Origin of the sequence: Streptomyces roseoverticillatus, assembly GCF_000719265.1 — a bacterium.
Taxonomy (GTDB): domain Bacteria; phylum Actinomycetota; class Actinomycetes; order Streptomycetales; family Streptomycetaceae; genus Streptomyces; species Streptomyces roseoverticillatus.
In genome coordinates, this window is the sequence record NZ_JOFL01000026.1 from 24,737 (window position 1) to 44,495 (window position 19,759).

At 73.2% G+C, this 19,759-nt stretch carries 15 protein-coding genes; 9 read left to right on the top strand and 6 right to left on the bottom strand.

Annotated features, from left to right (window positions below):
* The first annotated feature begins 45 nt into the window (after window positions 1-45).
* Window positions 46-2,463: an HAD-IC family P-type ATPase gene (locus IF61_RS0126605; protein WP_030369063.1), complete on the top strand. Its 2,418-nt coding sequence runs from the start codon at window positions 46-48 to the stop codon at window positions 2,461-2,463.
* 99 nt (window positions 2,464-2,562) lie between these two features.
* Here IF61_RS0126605 and IF61_RS0126610 read toward each other — a convergent pair whose 3' ends face one another.
* Both IF61_RS0126610 and IF61_RS0126615 read right to left on the bottom strand, forming a co-directional pair.
* Window positions 2,563-2,754 (bottom strand): DUF1059 domain-containing protein, encoded by a 192-nt coding sequence (locus IF61_RS0126610; protein WP_030369064.1) that lies wholly within the window; start codon window positions 2,752-2,754, stop codon window positions 2,563-2,565.
* A 55-nt stretch (window positions 2,755-2,809) separates the two neighbouring features.
* Window positions 2,810-3,556, bottom strand: coding sequence for a VC0807 family protein (locus IF61_RS0126615; protein ID WP_245684630.1), 747 nt, complete (start codon window positions 3,554-3,556; stop codon window positions 2,810-2,812).
* Between the two features lie 286 nt (window positions 3,557-3,842).
* On the opposite strand from IF61_RS0126615, the gene IF61_RS0126620 reads away from it, so the two are divergent.
* From IF61_RS0126620 to thpR, 3 genes are all read left to right on the top strand, one after another.
* Window positions 3,843-4,280 (top strand): MarR family winged helix-turn-helix transcriptional regulator, encoded by a 438-nt coding sequence (locus tag IF61_RS0126620; RefSeq protein WP_030369066.1) that lies wholly within the window; start codon window positions 3,843-3,845, stop codon window positions 4,278-4,280.
* Between the two features lie 27 nt (window positions 4,281-4,307).
* Window positions 4,308-5,711 carry an MFS transporter gene (locus IF61_RS0126625; protein WP_030369067.1) on the top strand — a complete coding sequence of 468 codons (1,404 nt, stop codon included), beginning with the start codon at window positions 4,308-4,310 and terminating at the stop codon, window positions 5,709-5,711.
* Window positions 5,712-6,063: 352 nt separating this feature from the next.
* Window positions 6,064-6,627 (top strand): RNA 2',3'-cyclic phosphodiesterase, encoded by a 564-nt coding sequence (gene thpR, locus IF61_RS0126630; RefSeq protein WP_030369068.1) that lies wholly within the window; start codon window positions 6,064-6,066, stop codon window positions 6,625-6,627.
* Between the two features lie 193 nt (window positions 6,628-6,820).
* On the opposite strand, the gene IF61_RS0126640 is transcribed toward thpR, so the two are convergent.
* Window positions 6,821-7,150 (bottom strand): hypothetical protein, encoded by a 330-nt coding sequence (locus IF61_RS0126640; RefSeq protein ID WP_030369069.1) that lies wholly within the window; start codon window positions 7,148-7,150, stop codon window positions 6,821-6,823.
* Window positions 7,151-7,681: 531 nt separating this feature from the next.
* Between IF61_RS0126640 and IF61_RS0126645 the strand changes: the two genes are divergently transcribed.
* The gene (locus IF61_RS0126645; RefSeq protein ID WP_030369070.1) at window positions 7,682-8,677 is read left to right on the top strand and encodes an aldo/keto reductase; all 996 of its coding nucleotides are present in this window, start codon (window positions 7,682-7,684) and stop codon (window positions 8,675-8,677) included.
* Between the two features lie 84 nt (window positions 8,678-8,761).
* Here IF61_RS0126645 and IF61_RS0126650 read toward each other — a convergent pair whose 3' ends face one another.
* Window positions 8,762-9,448, bottom strand: a complete 687-nt coding sequence (locus IF61_RS0126650) for a GDSL-type esterase/lipase family protein (RefSeq protein ID WP_030369071.1) — start codon at window positions 9,446-9,448, stop codon at window positions 8,762-8,764.
* A 244-nt stretch (window positions 9,449-9,692) separates the two neighbouring features.
* On the bottom strand, window positions 9,693-10,007 hold the full coding sequence (locus tag IF61_RS32765; RefSeq protein WP_245684631.1) for a hypothetical protein: 315 nt from the start codon (window positions 10,005-10,007) through the stop codon (window positions 9,693-9,695).
* A gap of 272 nt (window positions 10,008-10,279) precedes the next feature.
* Between IF61_RS32765 and IF61_RS0126660 the strand changes: the two genes are divergently transcribed.
* Complete coding sequence (locus tag IF61_RS0126660; protein ID WP_030369072.1) at window positions 10,280-11,353, top strand: TolB-like translocation protein; 1,074 nt, start codon at window positions 10,280-10,282, stop codon at window positions 11,351-11,353.
* A 406-nt stretch (window positions 11,354-11,759) separates the two neighbouring features.
* Here IF61_RS0126660 and serC read toward each other — a convergent pair whose 3' ends face one another.
* Window positions 11,760-12,878 (bottom strand): phosphoserine transaminase, encoded by a 1,119-nt coding sequence (gene serC, locus IF61_RS0126665; RefSeq protein ID WP_030369073.1) that lies wholly within the window; start codon window positions 12,876-12,878, stop codon window positions 11,760-11,762.
* A 90-nt stretch (window positions 12,879-12,968) separates the two neighbouring features.
* Here serC and IF61_RS0126670 point away from each other — a divergent pair, with 90 nt between their 5' ends.
* The 3 genes from IF61_RS0126670 (at window position 12,969) to IF61_RS0126680 (ending at window position 19,741) form a co-directional block, all read left to right on the top strand.
* The gene (locus IF61_RS0126670) at window positions 12,969-16,187 is read left to right on the top strand and encodes an FAD-binding and (Fe-S)-binding domain-containing protein (RefSeq protein WP_078660515.1); all 3,219 of its coding nucleotides are present in this window, start codon (window positions 12,969-12,971) and stop codon (window positions 16,185-16,187) included.
* Window positions 16,188-16,397: 210 nt separating this feature from the next.
* A complete protein-coding gene (locus IF61_RS0126675; protein WP_245684638.1) occupies window positions 16,398-18,146 on the top strand; it encodes an acyclic terpene utilization AtuA family protein in 1,749 nt (582 codons plus the stop codon).
* Window positions 18,143-19,741 (top strand): acyl-CoA carboxylase subunit beta, encoded by a 1,599-nt coding sequence (locus IF61_RS0126680; RefSeq protein WP_030369076.1) that lies wholly within the window; start codon window positions 18,143-18,145, stop codon window positions 19,739-19,741. Before IF61_RS0126675 ends, IF61_RS0126680 begins: the two co-directional genes overlap by 4 nt.
* Window positions 19,742-19,759 lie beyond the last annotated feature (18 nt).

A 19,759-nucleotide genomic window follows, 5' to 3' on the forward strand; every position in this document is an offset into this window, starting at 1 on the left:
CCATTCGAAAGGCAGAGCGCCCAGCGTCCCCGTACCGTCGGACTCATGAGCGATCCGGCGCAGACCGCGACCGAGGAGCACCTGCCCGCGCCGCACCCGGGCCTCAGCGCGCCCGAGGTCGCCGAGCGCGTGGCCCGGGGCGACGTCAACGACGTGCCCGTCCGCTCCTCGCGCTCCACCGCGGAGATCGTGCGGGCCAACGTCTTCACCCGCTTCAACGCCATCATCGGCGTCCTCTTCCTGATCATCCTCGTCGTGGGCCCCATCCAGGACGGCCTCTTCGGCTTCGTGATCGTCGCCAACACGGCGATCGGTATCGTCCAGGAGCTGCGGGCCAAGAAGACCCTCGACTCGCTCGCCGTCATCGGCGAGGCCAGGCCGACCGTGCGCCGCGACGGCGCGCCGTGCGCGATCCCCACGTCCGGGATCGTCCTCGACGACGTGATCGAGCTCGGGCCGGGCGACAAGTGCGTCGTGGACGGGCGCGTCCTGGAGGCCGACGGGCTGGAGATCGACGAGTCGCTGCTGACCGGCGAGGCCGACCCCGTGCTGAAGCGGCCCGGGGACCCCGTCATGTCCGGCTCGTTCGTCGTGGCCGGCGGGGGCGCGTTCGCCGCGACCAAGGTCGGGCGGGAGGCGTACGCGGCCCAGCTCGCGGAGGAGGCGTCCCGGTTCACGCTCGTCCACTCGGAGCTGCGTACGGGCATCAGCCGGATCCTCAAGTACGTGACGTGGATGATGTTCCCGACCGCGACCGGCCTGATCCTCAGCCAGTGGATCCTCCAGGACCACGACTGGAGGGAGGCCGTCCGGCGGATGGTCGCGGGGATCGTGCCCATGGTCCCCGAGGGCCTGGTGCTGCTCACGTCCGTGGCCTTCGCGATCGGCGTGATCCGCCTGGGGCGCCGGCAGTGCCTGGTGCAGGAGCTGCCCGCGATCGAGGGCCTGGCCCGCGTCGACGTCGTCTGCCTGGACAAGACGGGCACGCTCACCGAGGGCGGCATGGACGTCAGCGAGCTGCGCCTGCTCGACGGCGCGGCCTCGGCCGGAACAGCCCCCGGGAAGGGCGAAGCGTACGTGCGCCAAGTGCTCGGCGCGCTCGGCAAAGCCGACCCCCGCCCCAACGCCAGCCTCCAGGCGATCATCGACGCCTATCCGGCGCCGGACGGCCCGCACTGGCAGTGCACCGACTCCCTCCCCTTCTCCTCCGCCCGCAAGTACAGCGGCGCCGCCCTGCGCGCCCCCGACGGCGAGAGCGCCACCTGGCTGCTCGGCGCCCCCGACGTGCTGCTGCCCGCGGACGACCCCGCCCTCGCGCACGTCGAGGAGCTCAACGCCAAGGGGCTGCGGGTGCTGCTGCTCGCGCGCGCCACGCGCGGCCTGGACGACCCCGGCGTCACCGACGGCGCACGGCCCACCGGGCTGGTCGTCCTGGAGCAGCGGCTGCGCCCGGACGCGGGCGCCACCCTGCGCTACTTCGCCGAGCAGGAGGTCTCCGCGAAGGTCATCTCCGGCGACAACGCCGTCTCCGTCGGCGCCGTGGCCGCCAAGCTCGGGCTGACCGGCGCGAAGGGGCCGGTCGACGCGCGGAAGCTGCCCGCGGAGCGGGAGGCGATGGGGCGCGCGCTGGACGAGGGCGCGGTCTTCGGGCGGGTCACCCCGCAGCAGAAGCGGGACATGGTCGGTGCGCTGCAGCACCGCGGGCACACCGTCGCCATGACCGGCGACGGCGTCAACGACGTCCTGGCGCTGAAGGACGCCGACATCGGCGTCTCGATGGGCTCGGGCTCCGAGGCGACCCGGGCCGTCGCCCAGATCGTGCTCCTGAACAACAGTTTCGCGACACTGCCGTCGGTGGTCGCGGAGGGCCGCCGCGTCATCGGCAACATCACGCGCGTGGCGACGCTGTTCCTGACCAAAACGGTCTACTCGGTGCTGCTCGCGATCCTCGTGGTCTGCTCCCAGGTGCCGTACCCGTTCCTCCCGCGCCACCTGACGCTGCTCTCCACGCTCACCATCGGTGTCCCGGCCTTCTTCCTGGCCCTCGCGCCGAACAAGGAGCGTGCGAAACCGCACTTCGTCCGCAGGGTCATGCGGTACGCGATCCCGGCGGGCGTCATCGCGGGGGTCGCCACCTTCGCCGCGTACCTGCTGGCGCGGCACTACTACACGGGCCCCGGCGCCCTGGACGCGGAGACCAGCGCGGCGACGCTGACGCTGTTCCTGACCTCGCTGTGGGTCCTCGCGATCATCGCGCGCCCGTACACGTGGTGGCGGATCGGGCTGGTCCTGGCGATGGCCGCGGGCTTCCTCGTCGTGCTCGCCACGCCCTGGCTCCAGCACTTCTTCGCGCTGAAGCTGGTGGGCGAGACCATGCCGTGGGCCGCCGTCGCCATCGCGGCGGTGGCGGCCGCTGCGCTGGAGCTGGCGTGGCGCTGGGTGGGCCGGCGCTTCCCGGCGTAGGGCCCGAGGGCAGCCCCGCGCAGGGCGCGCCGCGGATGCCCGCCGGGGCCATCCCGTCCGGTGATCCGCCCGACGGTTACGCGTGATCCGCCCGACGGGCTACGCGCTGGCCTGCTCGTCCTCCAGCATTTCCCGGATCTGCTCCCGCAGCGCGGGGCTGTCCTTGTGCTTGTGCACGGAGACGGCGTGTTCGCTGGCGGCGCGGATGACCTCGTCCTCCTCGCCGGTGATGGTCAGCGAGCAGTCCGTCTCGCTGGGGAACCTGCGGCAGTCGGCGACTTTCCTGGTCATGACGGCCTCCTGGGGGTTCGTTCACTGGGCCGCACTTCCAGCGTAGGCCCGGTTCTCAGCCCGCGGCGGGACGAGCCCCAGCCGTCTCAGCGTCGACCATCTTCTCCATCGGGTCCGCGGCCAGCCCGCCGGCGATCACCATCGCGGCGACGATCGCCACGCCCAGGATCACGTTCCCCAGCCACACCATCGTGTGGACCGGCAGGGTGTACGCGCCGACGACCCGCGCGACACACTCGGCCAGCAGCGCACTGCCCCACACGACGGAGAACGTCCGCTCGGTCCGCCGGAACCGCGCGTCGCGGGCCGACAGCCTGTCCCACGCGGCCTGCCGCGCCGGATCGCCCTTGACGACCCACGGCTTGAGCCCGGCCGTCATCAGCGGCCGCCGCCCGGCGACCGCGGAGACCAGCACCACGAGCCCGACGACGCTGCTCACCGCGCTGTCCTTGGCCAGCATCAGCCTGGCGTCCCCGCTGACGCCGCTGAGCACCAGCCCCACGAGGTTGACGACGAGGATCAGCGCGGCGAGCCCGTTGACCCGGCGCTCCTTGGCCAGGCCCCAGACGGTCCGCGCGGCGGGCAGCGCACTGCTCCAGCCCAGGGCCGCGATCGTGCCCATGCCGAATCCCTTGCTGAGCGCGTAGTACGCGGCCATCGGCAGGACGGCGTCCACGACGAGCGGCGCGAAGCTGTCCCAGAGCGCCCGCCCGCGCGGGACGGCCGGGGCGGCCCCTCCAGCGGTAGTCGTCCGGGTCTGGGGCTGGGTCTGCGTCTGCGCGGCGGTGGCCGTGTCGCTCATGATCAGAGTCCCCCGGGGCTGTGATGCGTCCCGTAGCCGTACGGCTTCCGGTGCTCCTATTTTCGCGGCCGGGCCGGGGGCTCCGGCAGTGCCGTCGATCACCGACCGCGCATGACTTTTGTCAGTGGTGCCGATTCGCGGTAATGATCTGGCGATCGTACGGTTTGCCCCCGCGCGTGGGGCGCGAGGGCCGTGAGGCGGCCTGCTTCCGGCGATGTGGTGCGTGCCACCGGGCGCCCCGCCGTATCCACTTTATTTAGTTCGGGTAATGAGTTAGGCTAAAGACATGTCGGACCGGGACCCCCAAGTCGATACCGCCGCAGTGAACTCCCTGCGTTCAGGTGTCATGCGCCTGTCGCGTCGGCTCAAGCACCAGAGGGTCGACGAATCGCTCAGCCCCACGGAGATGTCGGTGCTGGGCACGCTCGCCGGCTGTGGCAGCGCCACCCCGGGCGAGCTCGCCCGCAAGGAGCACGTGCAGCCCCCGTCGATGACCCGCATCGTCGCCCTGCTCGAAGCCAAGGGCCTGGTCCGGCTGGAGCCGCACCCCGAGGACCGCCGCCAGAAGGTGGTCACCCAGACCGAGCGGGCCGAGGCCATGCTCGAAGAGAGCCGCCGCAAGCGGAACGTCTGGCTCACCGAGCTCGTGGGGCGGCTCGACGAGGAGGAGTGGGCGACGCTGCGCGCCGCCGCACCCGTCCTCGAGAAACTCGCGCACCTGTAAGACGCGCCAGGAGGAGGCGAACCCACTTTGAGTACGGGACCCGGAGCAGACTCCGCACCCGCACCGAACAGCCACGACGACGCCATACGCAGCGCCGCCCTGCACGAGCCCGGACCGGCCACGAGCCCGGAGCCCGGAGCCAAGGGCGGCACCTTCAGTTCCCTCAGAATCCGTAACTACCGCCTCTTCGCCACCGGCCAGGTCGTCTCCAACACCGGCACCTGGATGCAGCGCATCGCCCAGGACTGGCTGGTCCTCAGCCTCACCGGTTCCTCCGCCGCCGTCGGCATCACCACGGCCCTGCAGTTCCTGCCCATGCTCTTCCTCGGGCTCTACGGCGGCGTCATCGCCGACCGCTGCCCGAAGCGCAGGCTGCTCGTCCTCACCCAGGCCGCCATGGGCCTCACCGGCCTCGCGCTCGCCCTCCTCACCCTCTCCGGCCACGTGCAGGTCTGGCACGTCTACCTCACCGCGTTCGTCCTCGGTCTCGTCACCGTGGTCGACAACCCCGCCCGCCAGGCCTTCGTCGTGGAGATGGTCGGCCCCGCCGACCTGCGCAACGCCGTCAGCCTCAACTCCGCCAACTTCCAGTCCGCCCGGCTGGTCGGGCCCGCCGTCGCCGGTGTGCTGATCACCGCCGTGGGCAGCGGCTGGGCGTTCCTCCTCAACGGCCTGTCCTTCGTCGCGCCCGTCGCCGGGCTGCTGCTGATGCGCACCGCCGAGCTCCACAGGGTCGACCGCGCGCCGCGCGGCAAGGGCCAGCTGCGCGAGGGCCTGCGCTACGTGGCCGGGCGGCCCGACCTCGTCTGGCCGATCGTCCTCGTCGGCTTCATCGGCACCTTCGGCTTCAACTTCCCCATCTGGCTCACGGCCTTCGTCAACGACGTCTACCACGCCGGCGCCGGCACGTACGGCCTGCTCAACACCCTGATGGCGGGCGGCTCCCTGGTGGGCGCCCTGCTCGCCGCGCGCCGGGGCAGCTCGCGGCTGCGGCTCCTCGTCGGCGCCGCCCTGCTCTTCGGCCTCCTGGAGATCACGGCCGCGCTCGCGCCCTCGTTCTGGGTCTTCGCGGCGCTGCTCGTGCCGATCGGCATGTTCGGCCTCACCATCAACGTGACCGCCAACTCCAGCATCCAGCTCGGCACGGATCCCGCGATGCGCGGGCGTGTCATGAGCCTGTTCATGATGGTGTTCATGGGCGGAACGCCGCTCGGCGCCCCGCTGGTCGGCTGGGTGACCGACGTCTACGGCGCCCGCGTCGGCTTCCTCGCCGGCGGAGCGGTCGCCACGCTCGCGGCGGTCGGCGTGGGCCTGGTCCTGGCCCGGGTGGGCGGCCTGCGGCTGAAGGTCGACCTGCGGCGCGGCCACACGCACGTGGCGTTCGTGCCGCGGCAGCCGGCGCGTCCGGAGGAACTGGCGGCGACGGCGTAGCCGCCGTCCGCCGGGGGCACGTCCGCTGCCGGGCCGAGGGGTACGGCGCGGCCAATTCCGGCAGGGGTTCGGCGGCGTGGGCCGCCGGGGCCGCCGTCGCGGCGGCGCCGGAGCATCCCGGGCCTCGTCGGCACCGCCGGGCGGTGCCGCGGTGGCTCGCCGCCATTGCGGCGGGAGGGGGGTGGTACGGCCTCGGTACGGTCACGCCGCCGGCAGGAAGATCCCGCCGCGACGGCGAACAGCCGCGCCACGCCGTCTCGGCGGTGCCGAAGCCACTCGCGCCCCGCGCCCCTGCCACGACCGGGCGCGGCGCCGCGTTCGTGAAGCCCTGCCCAAAGGGGAGACTGGTCCTATGCGACTCTTCGCCGCTGTCGTGCCGCCGGAGACGCCCGTCGCCGAGCTGGCCGGGGCCACGGCCGCCCTCCGCGGGCTGCCCGGCGCGGACCGGCTGCGCTGGACCGAGCCGGCCGGCTGGCACTTCACGCTCGCCTTCCTCGGCGAGGTCGACCCGGCCCTGCTGCCGGAGCTGACCGAGCGGCTCGGCCGCGCCGCCCACCGGCACCCGCCGCACGAACTGCGGTTCGCCGGGGGCGGGCGGTTCGGGGACCGGATCCTGTGGGTCGGCGCGGACGGCGAGCGGACGATCCTGCGCGACCTGGCCCGCTCGGCCGCGGCCGGAGCGCGCCGGGCGGGCGTGGCCGTCGACGCCACGCACGACTTCCACCCGCACCTGACCCTCGCCCGCGCCGCGGGCCCGGTGCACCTCCGCCCGTACGCCGAGAGCCTCGCCGGCTTCAGCGGCACGCCCTGGACCGTGCATCGGCTGGAGCTCATGCGCAGCCGGCTCCCGGGCGGCGGCGTCCCCGGCGAGCGCCCGCGCTACGAGACGGTGGCGGTGTGGGAGCTGGGCGGGTAGACCGGCCACGAAAGGGCGGACCGGCCCGCGGACAGGGCGCCCCCGCCCTTCCGGTTACGCTCGATGCGTGGACCCGAAGACCAGAAACCGCATCATGACCGCCGCGCTCGCCGCGATCCTCGTCGTCGTCGCCGTGGTGGCAGCGGTGAAGTGACCCCGGCCCGGCCGCTCCCGCCGGGGACGCGCGCTCGGGTCAGCGGCCCAGCAGCCAGGTCCACCGCGTGCGCCGGCACGCCGGGTGGTCGTCGTGGTCGTACATATCGTTCTCGTCGAGGCAGTTCCACCGGGGGTGGCGGGCGATGCGGTGGGCCCAGAGCGCCCAGTCGGCGTCGTGGACCAGCGCGATCGGCCAGAGGGCGACGACGATCACACAGATGGTACGGACGGCGGCGGGGGACAAGGGATCGGGCTCCGACGCCTGCTCCGCCAGGCATGCGGACGGCGTCGTCTTCGTGACCGCACAGAACGCCAGTCCGGCACTGATGTAGGCGAACGCTCCCAGGCCCCACTCAAGGGTGTCCATGGTCCCTCCCCTGTTGTCGCCCCGAGGGGCGGCTCGTTACGGTACAAAGGAGGTCCCCGCCACGGACCGGATTTCCATGGCGAGGACCAAGCCGGCACGGACGGATCACTGACCGGGAGCCCTCAGATCTTGTGAGGACTGCCGGTCACCGTCCGGTACCGACTTTTTTCACCGTCCGAGAAACCACTCCTTCAGTTCACGGCGGACAGCTGCCAGCCGCTTCTTGATGGTCAGCTTCTTTTGGCAGTGACGCCCCATTGGCGTTCTTCCCTCATCGGGTTGCGGCCAGAGTTCCGGTGACCGCTCCGGAGGAGGTCCCGGTTCGGACCCCCTGGGCGAGAAGCCCGACGACGGGTCTCCTCTGAGAGGGGAGGACGCTTCTGCAGCGCTGCGGAAACCGTAGCGGGTCAACTACCCGTCGTGCACAAGTCGTTGCGCTGCGGAGTGGGGTGTGGTAGATGCCGGGCTCACCCGGTGGGTGGGCGGGTCACCCTTGCCTTGAGCGCGCTTGAGGGCGTTGGCTAGGGCGCCATGGAGTACACGCAGCTCGGACGCACAGGCCTCAAGGTCAGCCGGCTCGTCCTCGGCACCATGAACTTCGGTCCGCAGACCGACGAAGCCGGCGGCCACGCCATCATGGACGCCGCGCTCGACGCGGGCGTCAACTTCTTCGACACCGCCAACGTCTATGGCTGGGGTGACGACAAGGGCCGGACCGAGGAGATCATCGGGACCTGGTTCGCCAAGGGCGGTGGCCGCCGCGACAAGGTCGTCATCGCCACCAAGGTCTTCGGCAACATGGGCCCGGACGGCGCCGACTGGCCGAACCACGACCGCCTGTCCGCCGTGAACATCCGGCGCGCCGTCGACGCGAGCCTCAAGCGGCTGCAGACCGACCACATCGACCTCTACCAGTTCCACCATGTCGACCGGGCGACCCCGTGGGACGAGATCTGGCAGGCGATCGACGTCCTCGTCCAGCAGGGCAAGATCGTCTACGCGGGCTCCTCGAACCACGCCGGCTGGCACATCGCCCAGGCCAACGAGGCCGCCCGGCGGCGCGGTTCGCTCGGGCTCGTCAGCGAACAGTGCCTGTACAACCTGGCCGAGCGGCGCGCCGAGATGGAGGTCATCCCGGCCGCCGAGGGCTACGGCCTCGGCGTCATCCCCTGGTCGCCGCTGCACGGCGGGCTGCTCGGCGGCGTCATCCGCAAGCAACGGGAGGGCGGCAGCGCCCGCGCGGCGTCCGGCCGGTCCGCGGACGCGCTCGCGAACACCAAGGTCCGCGAGCAGGTGCAGGCCTACGAGAACCTGCTCGACAAGCACGGCCTGCAGCCGGGCGAGGTGGCCCTCGCCTGGCTGCTCACCCGGCCGGGAGTGACCGGTCCGATCGTCGGCCCGCGCACGGCCGACCAGCTCGCGTCGGCGCTGCGCGCCGTGGAGCTGGAGCTTTCCGCCGAGCTTCGCGGCCAGTTGGACGAGATCTTCCCGGGGCCGGGGCCCTCGCCGGAGGCGTTCGCTTGGTGAGGCCCTGAGCAAGGCATGCTGCGGGCGCCTCCGCCCGTACGTATGGACGTACGGGCGGAGGCGTGTGCGTACGTGCCGGCTGCGCTAGGCCGCCGCTGCGTACGCCTCGCCCACGTCCCACCCCTGGTGCATCGCGTCCGCGAAGGCGGCGGCGAGGTGGTGTTCGCCGGACGCGTTGGGGTGCGTGCCGTCGTACGTGTCGCGGTCTATGTCCCAGCCGTCCGGGCGGGACGCGAGGAGCAGCGGCGAGCCGGGGGTGCCGAGGTCGGCGACGGTCTTGTCGAGGAGTTCGTTGAAGCGCTCGCACTCGGCGGCGAACGGCGGGTCGTTGTTGGCGCGGACGTTCCGGATGACGGGCATCAGCACGGCCCGTACGTGCGGGTTGGCGGCGCGCGCCTCGGCGACGAAGCGCCGTACGTTCTCGGCCGTCTGCTCGGCGTTGGTGTAGAAGCCGAGGTCGATGAGGCCGAGGGAGACGAGCAGGGTGTCGGCGCGGCCGGCCCGGACCGCGTCCCCGACGAGCGGGGCCATGTGCAGCCAGCCCTCGCCCCAGCCGGCGAGGTGCGCGCGGGCGCGCTCGGGGAAGTCCGGTGCGCCGTAGGCGTACGAGACGGGTGCGTCGGCGGCCGGGTCGTACAGCTCGCGGCGCGGGCCGACGATCTTGTACGGGCCGCCGTACGTCGCGTTGAGGTGCTGCCACATGCGGTAGCGCCAAGTGAGGTCACCGGCGCTACCGATGGTCATCGAGTCGCCGACGAACATGATCCGCATGTGCACATCATCGCGGATGGCGGGGCGGGCGGGGCGCACGAGGGTCGGGTACGGGGCCGGCGCGCCGCCGTGGATTTCCGTTCCGCTTTTCCGTGGTGTGTGAACGGAGTATTTCGCCGGGTGCGGTCATGAAATGCGGAAATGCGGTTGGCGGGGCGGTCCGGAAAAGCGGGGGCTCCGCCCCGCCGGCGTTCCGGCGGGACGGAGCCATCACCTCGATTCGGCCCTCACCGGCCGTGGGCGGTCAGGGGCTGTCCGTGTGGCCGTAGCTGACGACCCGGCCGTGACCGGAGCAGTCCCCTCTGAAGATCCAGTAGCCCTTGCCCACCCAGGCGCCGTACAGCACGGTGCCGTCGGAACAGCGGGTCCACGACTGGGACTTGCCGTAGTCGACGTGGCAGTTGGCCGTCCACACGGTCCCGTTGTTGCGGTAGCTGTCGCAGGACGAGACGTGCGGCGCCGGTGCGGCCGAGGCGGCCGTGGCCCCCACCAGGCTGGTGCCGGCCGCCATGATCGAACCCACGGCCGCGTAGGCCAGGCGGCGCTTGATGCGCTTCATCGATTTCCCTCCCTGGAACTGGTTGCCGTTCGGTCGGAAACCTATACGGGTCGACCGCGTACGGCAGTGCGGGAATTCGCCAATGCGTTCTTTTCTGTAGACGGTTTTCGGCCGTGGGGTTGGCGAATACTTTTCGAATTCGCCGCGTCGTCCGGACCGCGGCGCAGATCAGCGGGGCGCGCGGGATAGGGGGAGTGTCGAGTTCCGGGCGGGTGGGGCGTGGCGGCGGTGCACGCACCCGTGGCGCCTGCCCGGATGGCACGCTTGGGTCCATGCGTCCACGCCCGTTCCCCGCCGCACGCGCCGCCCTCGCAGCCGCCGCGCTGGTCGCGCCGGCCGTGCTGCCCGCCGGCCCGGCCCTGGCCGACGACGGCGCCGCGCAGCCGGCCGCCGGTGCCTCCGCTTCCGCCTCCGCCCCGGCCGCCTCGGGCTTCACCATCGAGGACCCCCGGATCAAGGAGTCCAGCGGCCTCGCGGCCAGCCGCACCCACCCCGGCGTGTACTGGACGCACAACGACAGCGGTGACGGCGCGTACGTCTACGCCGTCGACAGCAGCACCGGCCGTACGGTCGCCACCGTCACCCTCGCCGGGGTCGAGCCGCGCGACGTCGAGGCCATCTCCGTCGGACCGGACGGCAGCATCTACCTCGGCGACATCGGCGACAACTTCGGCGGCCGCTGGCCGGAGGTGTGGATTTACCGCTTCCCCGAGCCGAAGACCCTCAAGGACACCACTCTCACCCCCACCCGCTACACCGTCCGCTACGACGACGGGCCGCGCGACGCCGAGTCGCTGATGGTGCATCCCAAGACGGGGCGGGTGTACATCGTCAGTAAGAAGCGCTCGGGCAAGGGCGCCCTGTACGAGGCGCCGGAGCGGCTCTCCGCGTCCGGCGTCAACGTCTTCCGGCGGACCGCCGACATCAACCTGTGGGCCACGGACGGCGCGTTCTCCCCCGACGGCACGCGGCTCGTCGTCCGCGGCTACTTCGACGCCCGCGAGTACCGCTGGCAGGACGGCCGCCCCCAGGAGATCGGCAGCCCGGCCGTACCGCTGCAGCGCCAGGGCGAGTCGGTCACCTTCACGGCGGACGGCCGGGCCCTGATGTACGGCTCGGAGGGCAAGCGCAGCACGGTGCAGCCGGTCACCCTGGACGGTGACCTGCTGCCGGACTCGGTGCCCAAGCGGGCGGACGACGCGAAGAACGGCGACGGCGGCTCCCGGGCGTCGTCCGGCAGCGGCACGGGCGACGGCGACCGCACCCTTTTCATCGGCGCGGGCGCCCTCGCCGTGGCCGCGGGCGCGGCGGTGGGCCTGCGACGGCTGCTGCGGCGCCGGGACTGACGCGGTTGCCGCTGCGGTTGCCGCTGCGGTTGCCGCTGCGCTGTGCGCGGCCGGTAGCCCGGGCGCGGGGTTGTCCGGCGGCACCGCCGGTACGCGCCGGTTCGGTTGCGTGCCGTTGCGGCGGGGGAACGGGCTCAGGGGCGGTCGCGCCCCTGCACCGGCCCTGGCAGGTCAAGGATGCGCTCGCATCCTTGAATCGGCCGCGGCGGCGATCAGCCGCGATGGCGGAGACCGGCCGTGCCGTACGGGCTCGGGCCGGCTCGGCGCCGCCGGATACGTCCGCTGTGGCCGCTCGCCGTTGCGGCGGGGGTTCTTGCCTGCGGCAAGGACGCGGGGGGCACCCCGCCGGGCCTGACCGCGCCGAGGCGCCGTCAGGCCCGGGGCGCTCCCCGGAGGGGACCAGCCGTCAGAGCTGTTCGATCACGTAGTCGACGCAGGCCGTCAGGGCCTCGACGTCGGACGGGTCGATCGCCGGGAACATCGCGATCCGCAGCTGGTTGCGGCCGAGCTTGCGGTACGGCTCGGTGTCGACGATGCCGTTGGCGCGGAGGACCTTGGCGACGGCCGCCGCGTCCACGTCGTCCGTGAAGTCGATCGTGCCGATGACGGCCGACCGCTTGGCCGGGTCGGCCACGAACGGGCTCGCGTGCTTGGAGGCCTCGGCCCAGCCGTAGAGCGTGCGGGCGGAGGTCGCGGTGCGGCGGACCGCCCAGTCCAGGCCGCCCTGGCCGTTCAGCCACTCCAGCTGCTGGTTCAGCAGGAAGAGGGTGGAGAGGGCCGGGGTGTTGTACGTCTGGTTCTTGAGGGAGTTGTCGATCGCGGTCGGCAGGGAGAAGAACTCGGGGACGTGCCGCCCGGACGCGTGGACGCGCGCCGCGCGCTCCAGGGCCGCGGGGGAGAAGACCGCGAGCCACAGGCCGCCGTCGGAGGCGAAGGACTTCTGCGGGGCGAAGTAGTAGACGTCGGTCTCGGCGATGTCGACGGGCAGGCCGCCCGCGCCGGACGTGGCGTCGACCAGCACGAGCGCGCCCTCGTCGGCGCCCTCGACGCGCCGGATCGGCGCGGCGACGCCGGTGGAGGTCTCGTTGTGGGTGAGGGCGTAGACGTCGGCGCCGGCCTCCGCCTTCGGCTCCGGGTGGGTGCCGGGCTCGGAGGAGATGACGGTCGGCTCGGCCAGCCACGGCGCGAGCTTCGCGGCCTTCGCGAACTTGGAGGAGAACTCGCCGAAGGAGAGGTGCTGCGACTTGTTCTCGATCAGGCCGTGCGTCGCGATGTCCCAGAAGGCGGTGGAGCCGCCGTTGCCGAGGATCACCTCGTAGCCGTCGGGCAGGGAGAAGAGTTCGCGCACGCCGTCGCGCACCGAGCCGACCAGGTTCTTGACCGGGGCCTGGCGGTGGGACGTGCCGAGCAGAGAGGTTCCGGTGGCAGCCAGCGCGGCGAGCGCCTCCGTACGCACCTTGGACGGGCCCGCGCCGAAGCGACCATCGGCGGGCTTGATGTCAGCGGGGATCTGGATATCAGCCACGGAGGCAGCCTAGTCCGTGCGGAGTTTCCGATCAGTAAAACGTCCGTTCGGTGAGACGGGGGCGGGTGGGGGCTGTGCAGTATGGGGGGTATGGCTGATCTTGTGGAGAGTGACGCTGATGGCGGCGGCAGCGACGGCGACGGTGGCGTAGGCCGTACGGACCGCGAAGGGCTGCGCGGGGAGCTGGCCGCCGCGCTCCGGAAGGACGTGCGCGGCGACGTCCGCTTCGGGGCCGCCGACCGGGCTCTCGTGACCATGGACGCCTCGAACTACCGGCGCGTGCCCCTGGGCGTGGTCGCCCCGCGCGACGCCGGCGACGTGGCGGCCGCGCTCGCCGTCTGCCGCGCGCACGGCGTGCCGGTCGTCGCCCGCGGCGGCGGCACGTCGATCGCCGGCCAGGCCACGGGCGAGGGCGTGGTGCTCGACTTCACCCGCCACATGAACGCGATCACGGCGATCGACCCGGAGGCCCGTACGGCCGTCGTCCAGCCCGGCGTCGTCCTCGACGCGCTCCGGGACGCGGCGGGCGCGCACGGCCTGACGTTCGGCCCCGACCCGTCCACGCACGCCCGCTGCACGCTCGGCGGCATGATCGGCAACAACGCGTGCGGCGCGCACTCCGTGGCCTGGGGGACGACGGCCGACAACGTGCACGCGCTGGACGTCCTCACGTACGCGGGGGAGCGGGCCCGGCTCGGACAGGGGTGGACGGGGCTGCCGGACCGGCTCGCCGAAGGCCTCCGTGCCCTGGTCGGAGGCGAGCCGGCGGCCCTGCGCAGCCGCTTCCCCGACCTCCCGCGCCGCATCTCCGGCTACGCGCTGGACGCCCTGCTGCCGGAGCGGCGCACCGACGTGGCCCGCGCCTTCACCGGCAGCGAAGGCACGCTCGGAGTGCTGACCGAGGCGACCGTACGGCTCGTGGAGGCGCCGCGGGCCCGCGCGTTGGCCGTGCTCGCGTACGCGGACGAGAGCGCCGCCGCGGACGCCGCCCACCTGCTCCTGCCGCACGGGCCGCTGACGGTCGAGGGCATGGCCGCCGACCTGGTGGGCCGCGCGGCGGCGGCCGGGCTTCCCGAGGGCGCGGCGTGGCTGTTCGCCGAGACGGGCGGGGCCACGGCCGCCGAGGCCCGGGCGCGGGCCGAGGAGCTCGTACGGGCCGCCGCCCCGGCGACCACCGGCGCCGTGGTGGTCACCGACGAGGCCGGGCAGCGCGCCCTGTGGCGCGTACGGGACGACGCCGCCGGCACCGCCACCCGCATGCCCGACGGCACCGAGGCCTGGCCCGGCTGGGAGGACTGCGCCGTCCCGCCCGCCCGCCTCGGCGCCTACCTGCGCGCCTTCCGCGCCCTCCTGCGCCGCCACGGCCTGCACGGCGCGCCCTACGGCCACTTCGGCGACGGCTGCATCCACGTCCGCATCGACTTCGACCTGCTGAGCGCGGACGGGGTGCGGCGCTTCCGCGATTTCTCCGGCGAGGCCGCGGAGCTGGTCGTCGCCCACGGCGGATCCCTGTCCGGCGAGCACGGCGACGGGCAGGCGCGCGCCGAACTCCTGCCGAAGATGTACGGGACGGAGATCGTCCGGCTCTTCGAGCGCTTCAAGGACCTCTGGGACCCCGACGCCGGCCTCAACCCGGGCATGCTCGTACGGCCCTACGCGCTGGACGAGAACCTCCGCTTCGACGTGCTGCCGCGGCGGCCGCTGCCGGTGGTCTTCGGCTACGCCGACGACGGCGGCGACTTCGCGGGCGCGGTGCGGCGGTGCGTGGGCGTGGCCAAGTGCCGTGAGACGACGGCGAACGGGGCCGGCGTGATGTGCCCGTCGTACCGGGTGACGCGCGAGGAGCAGCACTCCACGCGCGGCCGCGCCCGGCTCCTGCACGAGATGCTGGCCGGCGAGGTCGTCACGGACGGCTGGCGCTCCGAGGAGGTCCGCGAGGCGCTGGACCTCTGCCTGGCCTGCAAGGGCTGCCGCAGCGACTGCCCCGTCGGCGTCGACATGGCCACGTACAAGGCGGAGTTCCTCCACCACCACTACGCGGGGCGGCTGCGTCCCGCCGCGCACTACGCGATGGGGTGGCTGCCGGTGTGGCTGCGGGGCGTCGCGGCGGTCCGCGGGGCGTCGGTCGTCAACCGGCTGACCGCGGTCGGGCCGGTGGCCGCGGCCGCGAAGCGGCTCGGGGGGATCGCACCGGAACGCGCGATCCCGCGGCTCGCTGATGAGCCGTTCCTGCGGTGGTGGGCTGAGCGGGGGCGCGCGGGGTCGGCCTCGGCGGCCCCACGGACGGGGGCCGGTCCGGTCGGCGGGGCTCCCGCGGGCGGTGGGCCGGCGGCCGGCGAGGAGCCGGCTCCCCGGCGGGGCCCGGCGGCTTCCCCAGGGCGAAGTGGCGGTCCTTCTGCTGGCGGGCCGTCCGGATCCGGGGAACGCGGCTCGTCATCCGGTGGTGGTCCCGCCGGCAGCCGGCCCGGTTCCGGGGGCCGCGGTTCCTCATCCGGCGGCGCCGGCCGCTTCGGCGGCGGCCCCGCCGGTAACAGGCCCGGTCCCGGGGAACGGGCGGACGGGCGGGAAGACGACCGCGCCGGCGGAGCGGACCTCGTGCTGTGGCCCGACACCTTCACCAACCACCTCTCCCCGGAGGTCGGCCGCGCCGCCGTCACCGTCCTGCGCAACGCCGGACTCCGCGTCGCCCTCCCGCCGAAGGCGCCCTGCTGCGGCCTGACATGGATCTCCACCGGCCAGCTCCACCACGCCCGCCGCACCCTGCGCCGCACCCTCGACCTGATGGCCCCCGCCCTCGACGCCGGCCTCCCCGTCACCGTCCTGGAGCCCAGCTGCGCCGCCGCCCTCCGCACCGACCTCCCCGAACTGCTCCCCGACGACCCCCGAGCCGGCCAACTCGCCGGGAGCATCCGTACATTCGCCCAGACTCTCGACGAGCTCGCCCCGCACTGGCAGCCGCCCCGCCTGGACCGCCCCGTGGCCGGGCAGACCCACTGCCACCAGCACGCCGTCCTCGGCGACACCGCCGAGCGCCGCCTGCGCGAGCGCGCCGGCCTGGTGGGCGAGCTGAGCGGCGGGTGCTGCGGCCTGGCGGGCAACTTCGGCTTCGAGAAGGGGCATTACGAGGTGTCCGCGGCCTGCGCGGAGGAGCAGTTGCTGCCTTCCCTGCGAGAGGCCCGGCGCGGCGACGCCGCGACCGCGATCCTCGCCGACGGATTCTCCTGCCGTACGCAGATCGCCCAGCTCGCGGGCGACGGCCCCCGCGCACGGCACCTCGCGGAGCTCCTCGCGGAGGCGCTCCGCGCCTGACCACAACTGGCCGAAAAATAAAGGCAAGCACGCTTGATTGTTTTTCCTGGCACTGACACGCTCTCTCCGTCCTGACACGACCTCCCGAGGGAGCGGCCCCCAGTGACAGACCCCTCCTGCCCCTTACGGACGCGCCCCTTACAGACACGTCCCTTACGGATCGGCAACGCCTCCGGCTTCTACGGCGACCGCTTCGACGCCTTCCGCGAGATGCTGACCGGTGGCCCCCTCGACGTCCTCACCGGCGACTACCTCGCCGAGCTCACCCTCCTCATCCTCGGCCGCGACCGCCTCAAGGACCCCTCCCGCGGCTACGCGAAGACGTTCCTCGGCCAGCTGGAGGAGGGCCTCGGCCTCGCCGCCGACCGCGGCGTGAAGATCGTCACCAACGCGGGCGGGCTCAACCCCGCCGGCCTCGCGGAGGCGATCCGCGCCCTCGCCCGCCGCGTCGGCGCCGACGTCCGCGTCGCCCACGTCGAGGGCGACGACCTGCTGCACGAGCCCGGGCGCGACTGGGGCCCCGAGGTCCTCACCGCCAACGCCTACCTCGGCGGCGCCGGCATCGCCGCCTGCCTGCGCGCCGGCGCGGACGTCGTCGTCACCGGGCGCGTCACCGACGCCGCCCTCGTCACCGGCCCCGCCGCCGCGCACTTCGGCTGGCTCGCCGAGGACCTGGACCGGCTCGCGGGCGCCGTCGTCGCCGGGCACGTCCTGGAGTGCGGCACGCAGGCCACCGGCGGCAACTACTCCTTCTTCACCGAGCACGTCACTGAGCACGTCAGCGAGCATGGCGCCGAGCGGGGCAGCGGGCACGTCACCGGGCGCGTCGCCGAGCGCGGCAGCGGTCACGGCACCGGACGCGCCACCGGACGCGCCACCAGGGAGGGCGTCTTCCGGCCCGGCTTCCCCATCGCCGAGATCCACCCCGACGGCTCGGCCGTCATCACCAAGCACCCCGGCACGGGCGGCGCCGTCACCGTCGGCACGGTCACGGCCCAGCTCCTCTACGAGACGGGCGGCCCCCGCTACCTGGGACCCGACGTGACCGCCCGGCTGGACACCGTCCGGCTCACGGACGACGGCCCCGACCGCGTACGGATCAGCGGCGTCCGCGGGGAGGCCCCGCCCTCGTCGCTCAAGGTGGGGCTCACCCGGGTGGGCGGCTGGCGCAACGAGGTCGTGTTCGTACTCACGGGTCTCGACATCGAGGCCAAGGCCCGTCTCGCACGGGCGCAGATGGAGGACGCCCTGGCGAAGCGCCGGCCCGCGGAGGTCCGGTGGACCCTCGCCCGTACGGATCACGCCGACGCGGACGTGCAGGAGGAGGCGAGCGCGTTCCTGCGCATGGCCGTGCGCGACCCCGACCCGGAAGCGGTCGGCCGCGCCGTCAGCGGGGCGGCCGTCGAGCTGGCCCTGGCCGGCTACCCCGGCTTCCACGTGACCGCGCCGCCCGGCCCGGGCTCCCCGTACGGCGTGTTCGAAGCCGCGTCCGTGGACGCGTACGCCGTCCGGCACACGGCCGTACTGCCGGACGGGACGCGCTTGCGGGTGCCCGCGGCTCCGGTGGCGGCCGAAGAGCCGCTCCCCGTAGAGCCGCCCGCGCTGCCCGCCCCACTGCCGCCCGGGCCCGTCCGCCGCGCCCCCCTCGGGCTCGTCGCGGGGGCACGCAGCGGCGACAAGGGCGGCTCGGCGAACGTGGGCGTGTGGGTCCGGTCCGACGCGGCGTGGCGATGGCTCGCCCACGAGCTCACCGGCTCCCGCTTCCGGCAGCTCCTGCCCGAGGTCGCCCGGCTGCCCGTCGCGCGGTACGCGTACCCCGGGCTGCGCGCCCTCAACTTCACCGTCGACGGGCTGCTCGGCGCCGGCGTCGCCTCCCAGGCCCGTTTCGACCCGCAGGCCAAGGCGCTGGGGGAGTGGCTGCGCTCCCGGTACGTGGACATACCGGAGGTGTTGCTGTGACGGTGTTGTCGTCCCGCCTTGATGCGGCGGGTGCCGATTACGCTGCGAACCGGACGTCCATGCTGGAGCGGCTCGCCGCCGTCGAGGCCGAGCATGCGCGGGCGCTCGCGGGCGGTGGGGAAAAGTACGTCACTCGGCACCGGGCGCGAGGCAAGCTCCTCGCCCGCGAGCGCGTGGAACTCCTCCTCGACCCCGACACGCCGTTCCTGGAGCTGTCCCCGCTGGCGGGCTGGGGCAGCGACTACGCGGTCGGCGCGTCGATCGTCACCGGCATCGGTGTCGTCGAGGGCGTCGAATGCGTCATCACCGCCAACGACCCGACCGTGCGGGGCGGCGCCAGCAACCCCTGGACGCTGAAGAAGGCCCTGCGCGCGAACGAGATCGCGTTCGCCAACCGGCTGCCGGTCGTCTCGCTCGTCGAGTCCGGCGGAGCCGACCTGCCCAGCCAGAAGGAGATCTTCATCCCGGGAGGCGGGCTGTTCCGGGACCTGACGCGGCTGTCGGCCGCCGGGATCCCCACGGTGGCGGTCGTGTTCGGCAACTCGACGGCCGGTGGTGCGTACGTGCCCGGCATGTCGGATCACGTGATCATGGTGAAGGAGCAGGCGAAGGTCTTCCTCGGCGGACCGCCGCTGGTGAAGATGGCCACCGGCGAGGAGAGCGACGACGAGTCGCTGGGCGGGGCGGAGATGCACGCCTCGGTGTCCGGCCTCGCCGATCACTTCGCCGTGGACGAGCGGGATGCGCTGCGGCTCGCGCGGCGGGTGGTGGCCCGGCTCAACTGGCGCAAGGCCCACCAGGATCCGGGCGCCGCGGACCCGCCGTTGTACGGCGAGGAAGGGTTGCTGGGTGTCGTTCCGGCTGATCCGAAGGTCCCCTTCGATCCTCGTGAGGTCATCGCGCGCGTCGTCGACGGGTCCGACTTCGATGAGGTCAAGGCGCGGTACGGGGGCAGTCTGGTGGTGGGCTGGGCCCGTCTTCACGGGTATCCCGTGGGGATCCTCGCCAATGCGCAGGGCGTTCTCTTCAGCGAGGAGTCGCAGAAGGCCGCGCAGTTCATTCAGCTCGCCAATCAGCGTGACGTGCCGCTGGTCTTCTTGCACAACACCACGGGGTACATGGTGGGGCGCGACTACGAACAGGGCGGCATCATCAAGCACGGCGCGATGATGATCAACGCGGTGGCGAACTCCCGCGTGCCGCATCTGTCGGTCCTCATGGGCGCCTCGTACGGGGCCGGGCACTACGGCATGTGCGGGCGCGCCTTCGACCCCCGGTTCTTGTTCGCCTGGCCCAGCGCCAAGTCGGCCGTCATGGGCCCGCAGCAGCTGGCCGGTGTCCTGTCCATCGTCGCCCGGCAGTCCGCGGTGGCGAGGGGACGGCCGTACGACGACGAAGCCGATGCGGCCCTGCGGGAGCTGGTCGAGCGGCAGATCGAGGAGGAGTCGCTCGCGATGTTCCTCTCCGGGCGGCTCTACGACGACGGTGTCATCGATCCGCGCGACACGCGGACGGTGCTGGGGATCTGCCTGTCCGCGATCCACTCGGCACCGGTCGAGGGCGTGCGGGGCGGGTTCGGCGTCTTTCGGATGTGAAGGTCTTCGGAAGGTCTT

Bases quoted from the DNA above. Each gene is read 5' to 3' on its own strand.
- IF61_RS0126615 (WP_245684630.1), bottom strand. From the start codon at position 3,556: ATGAGCGACACGGCCACCGCCGCGCAGACGCAGACCCAGCCCCAGACC.
- IF61_RS32765 (WP_245684631.1), bottom strand. From the start codon at position 10,007: ATGAAGCGCATCAAGCGCCGCCTGGCCTACGCGGCCGTGGGTTCGATC.
- IF61_RS0126605 (WP_030369063.1), top strand. From the start codon at position 46: ATGAGCGATCCGGCGCAGACCGCGACCGAGGAGCACCTGCCCGCGCCG.
- IF61_RS0126610 (WP_030369064.1), bottom strand. From the start codon at position 2,754: ATGACCAGGAAAGTCGCCGACTGCCGCAGGTTCCCCAGCGAGACGGAC.
- IF61_RS0126620 (WP_030369066.1), top strand. From the start codon at position 3,843: ATGTCGGACCGGGACCCCCAAGTCGATACCGCCGCAGTGAACTCCCTG.
- IF61_RS0126670 (WP_078660515.1), top strand. From the start codon at position 12,969: ATGGCTGATCTTGTGGAGAGTGACGCTGATGGCGGCGGCAGCGACGGC.
- IF61_RS0126650 (WP_030369071.1), bottom strand. From the start codon at position 9,448: ATGCGGATCATGTTCGTCGGCGACTCGATGACCATCGGTAGCGCCGGT.
- IF61_RS0126660 (WP_030369072.1), top strand. From the start codon at position 10,280: ATGCGTCCACGCCCGTTCCCCGCCGCACGCGCCGCCCTCGCAGCCGCC.
- IF61_RS0126645 (WP_030369070.1), top strand. From the start codon at position 7,682: ATGGAGTACACGCAGCTCGGACGCACAGGCCTCAAGGTCAGCCGGCTC.
- IF61_RS0126675 (WP_245684638.1), top strand. From the start codon at position 16,398: ATGCTGACCGGTGGCCCCCTCGACGTCCTCACCGGCGACTACCTCGCC.
- thpR (WP_030369068.1), top strand. From the start codon at position 6,064: ATGCGACTCTTCGCCGCTGTCGTGCCGCCGGAGACGCCCGTCGCCGAG.
- IF61_RS0126640 (WP_030369069.1), bottom strand. From the start codon at position 7,150: ATGGACACCCTTGAGTGGGGCCTGGGAGCGTTCGCCTACATCAGTGCC.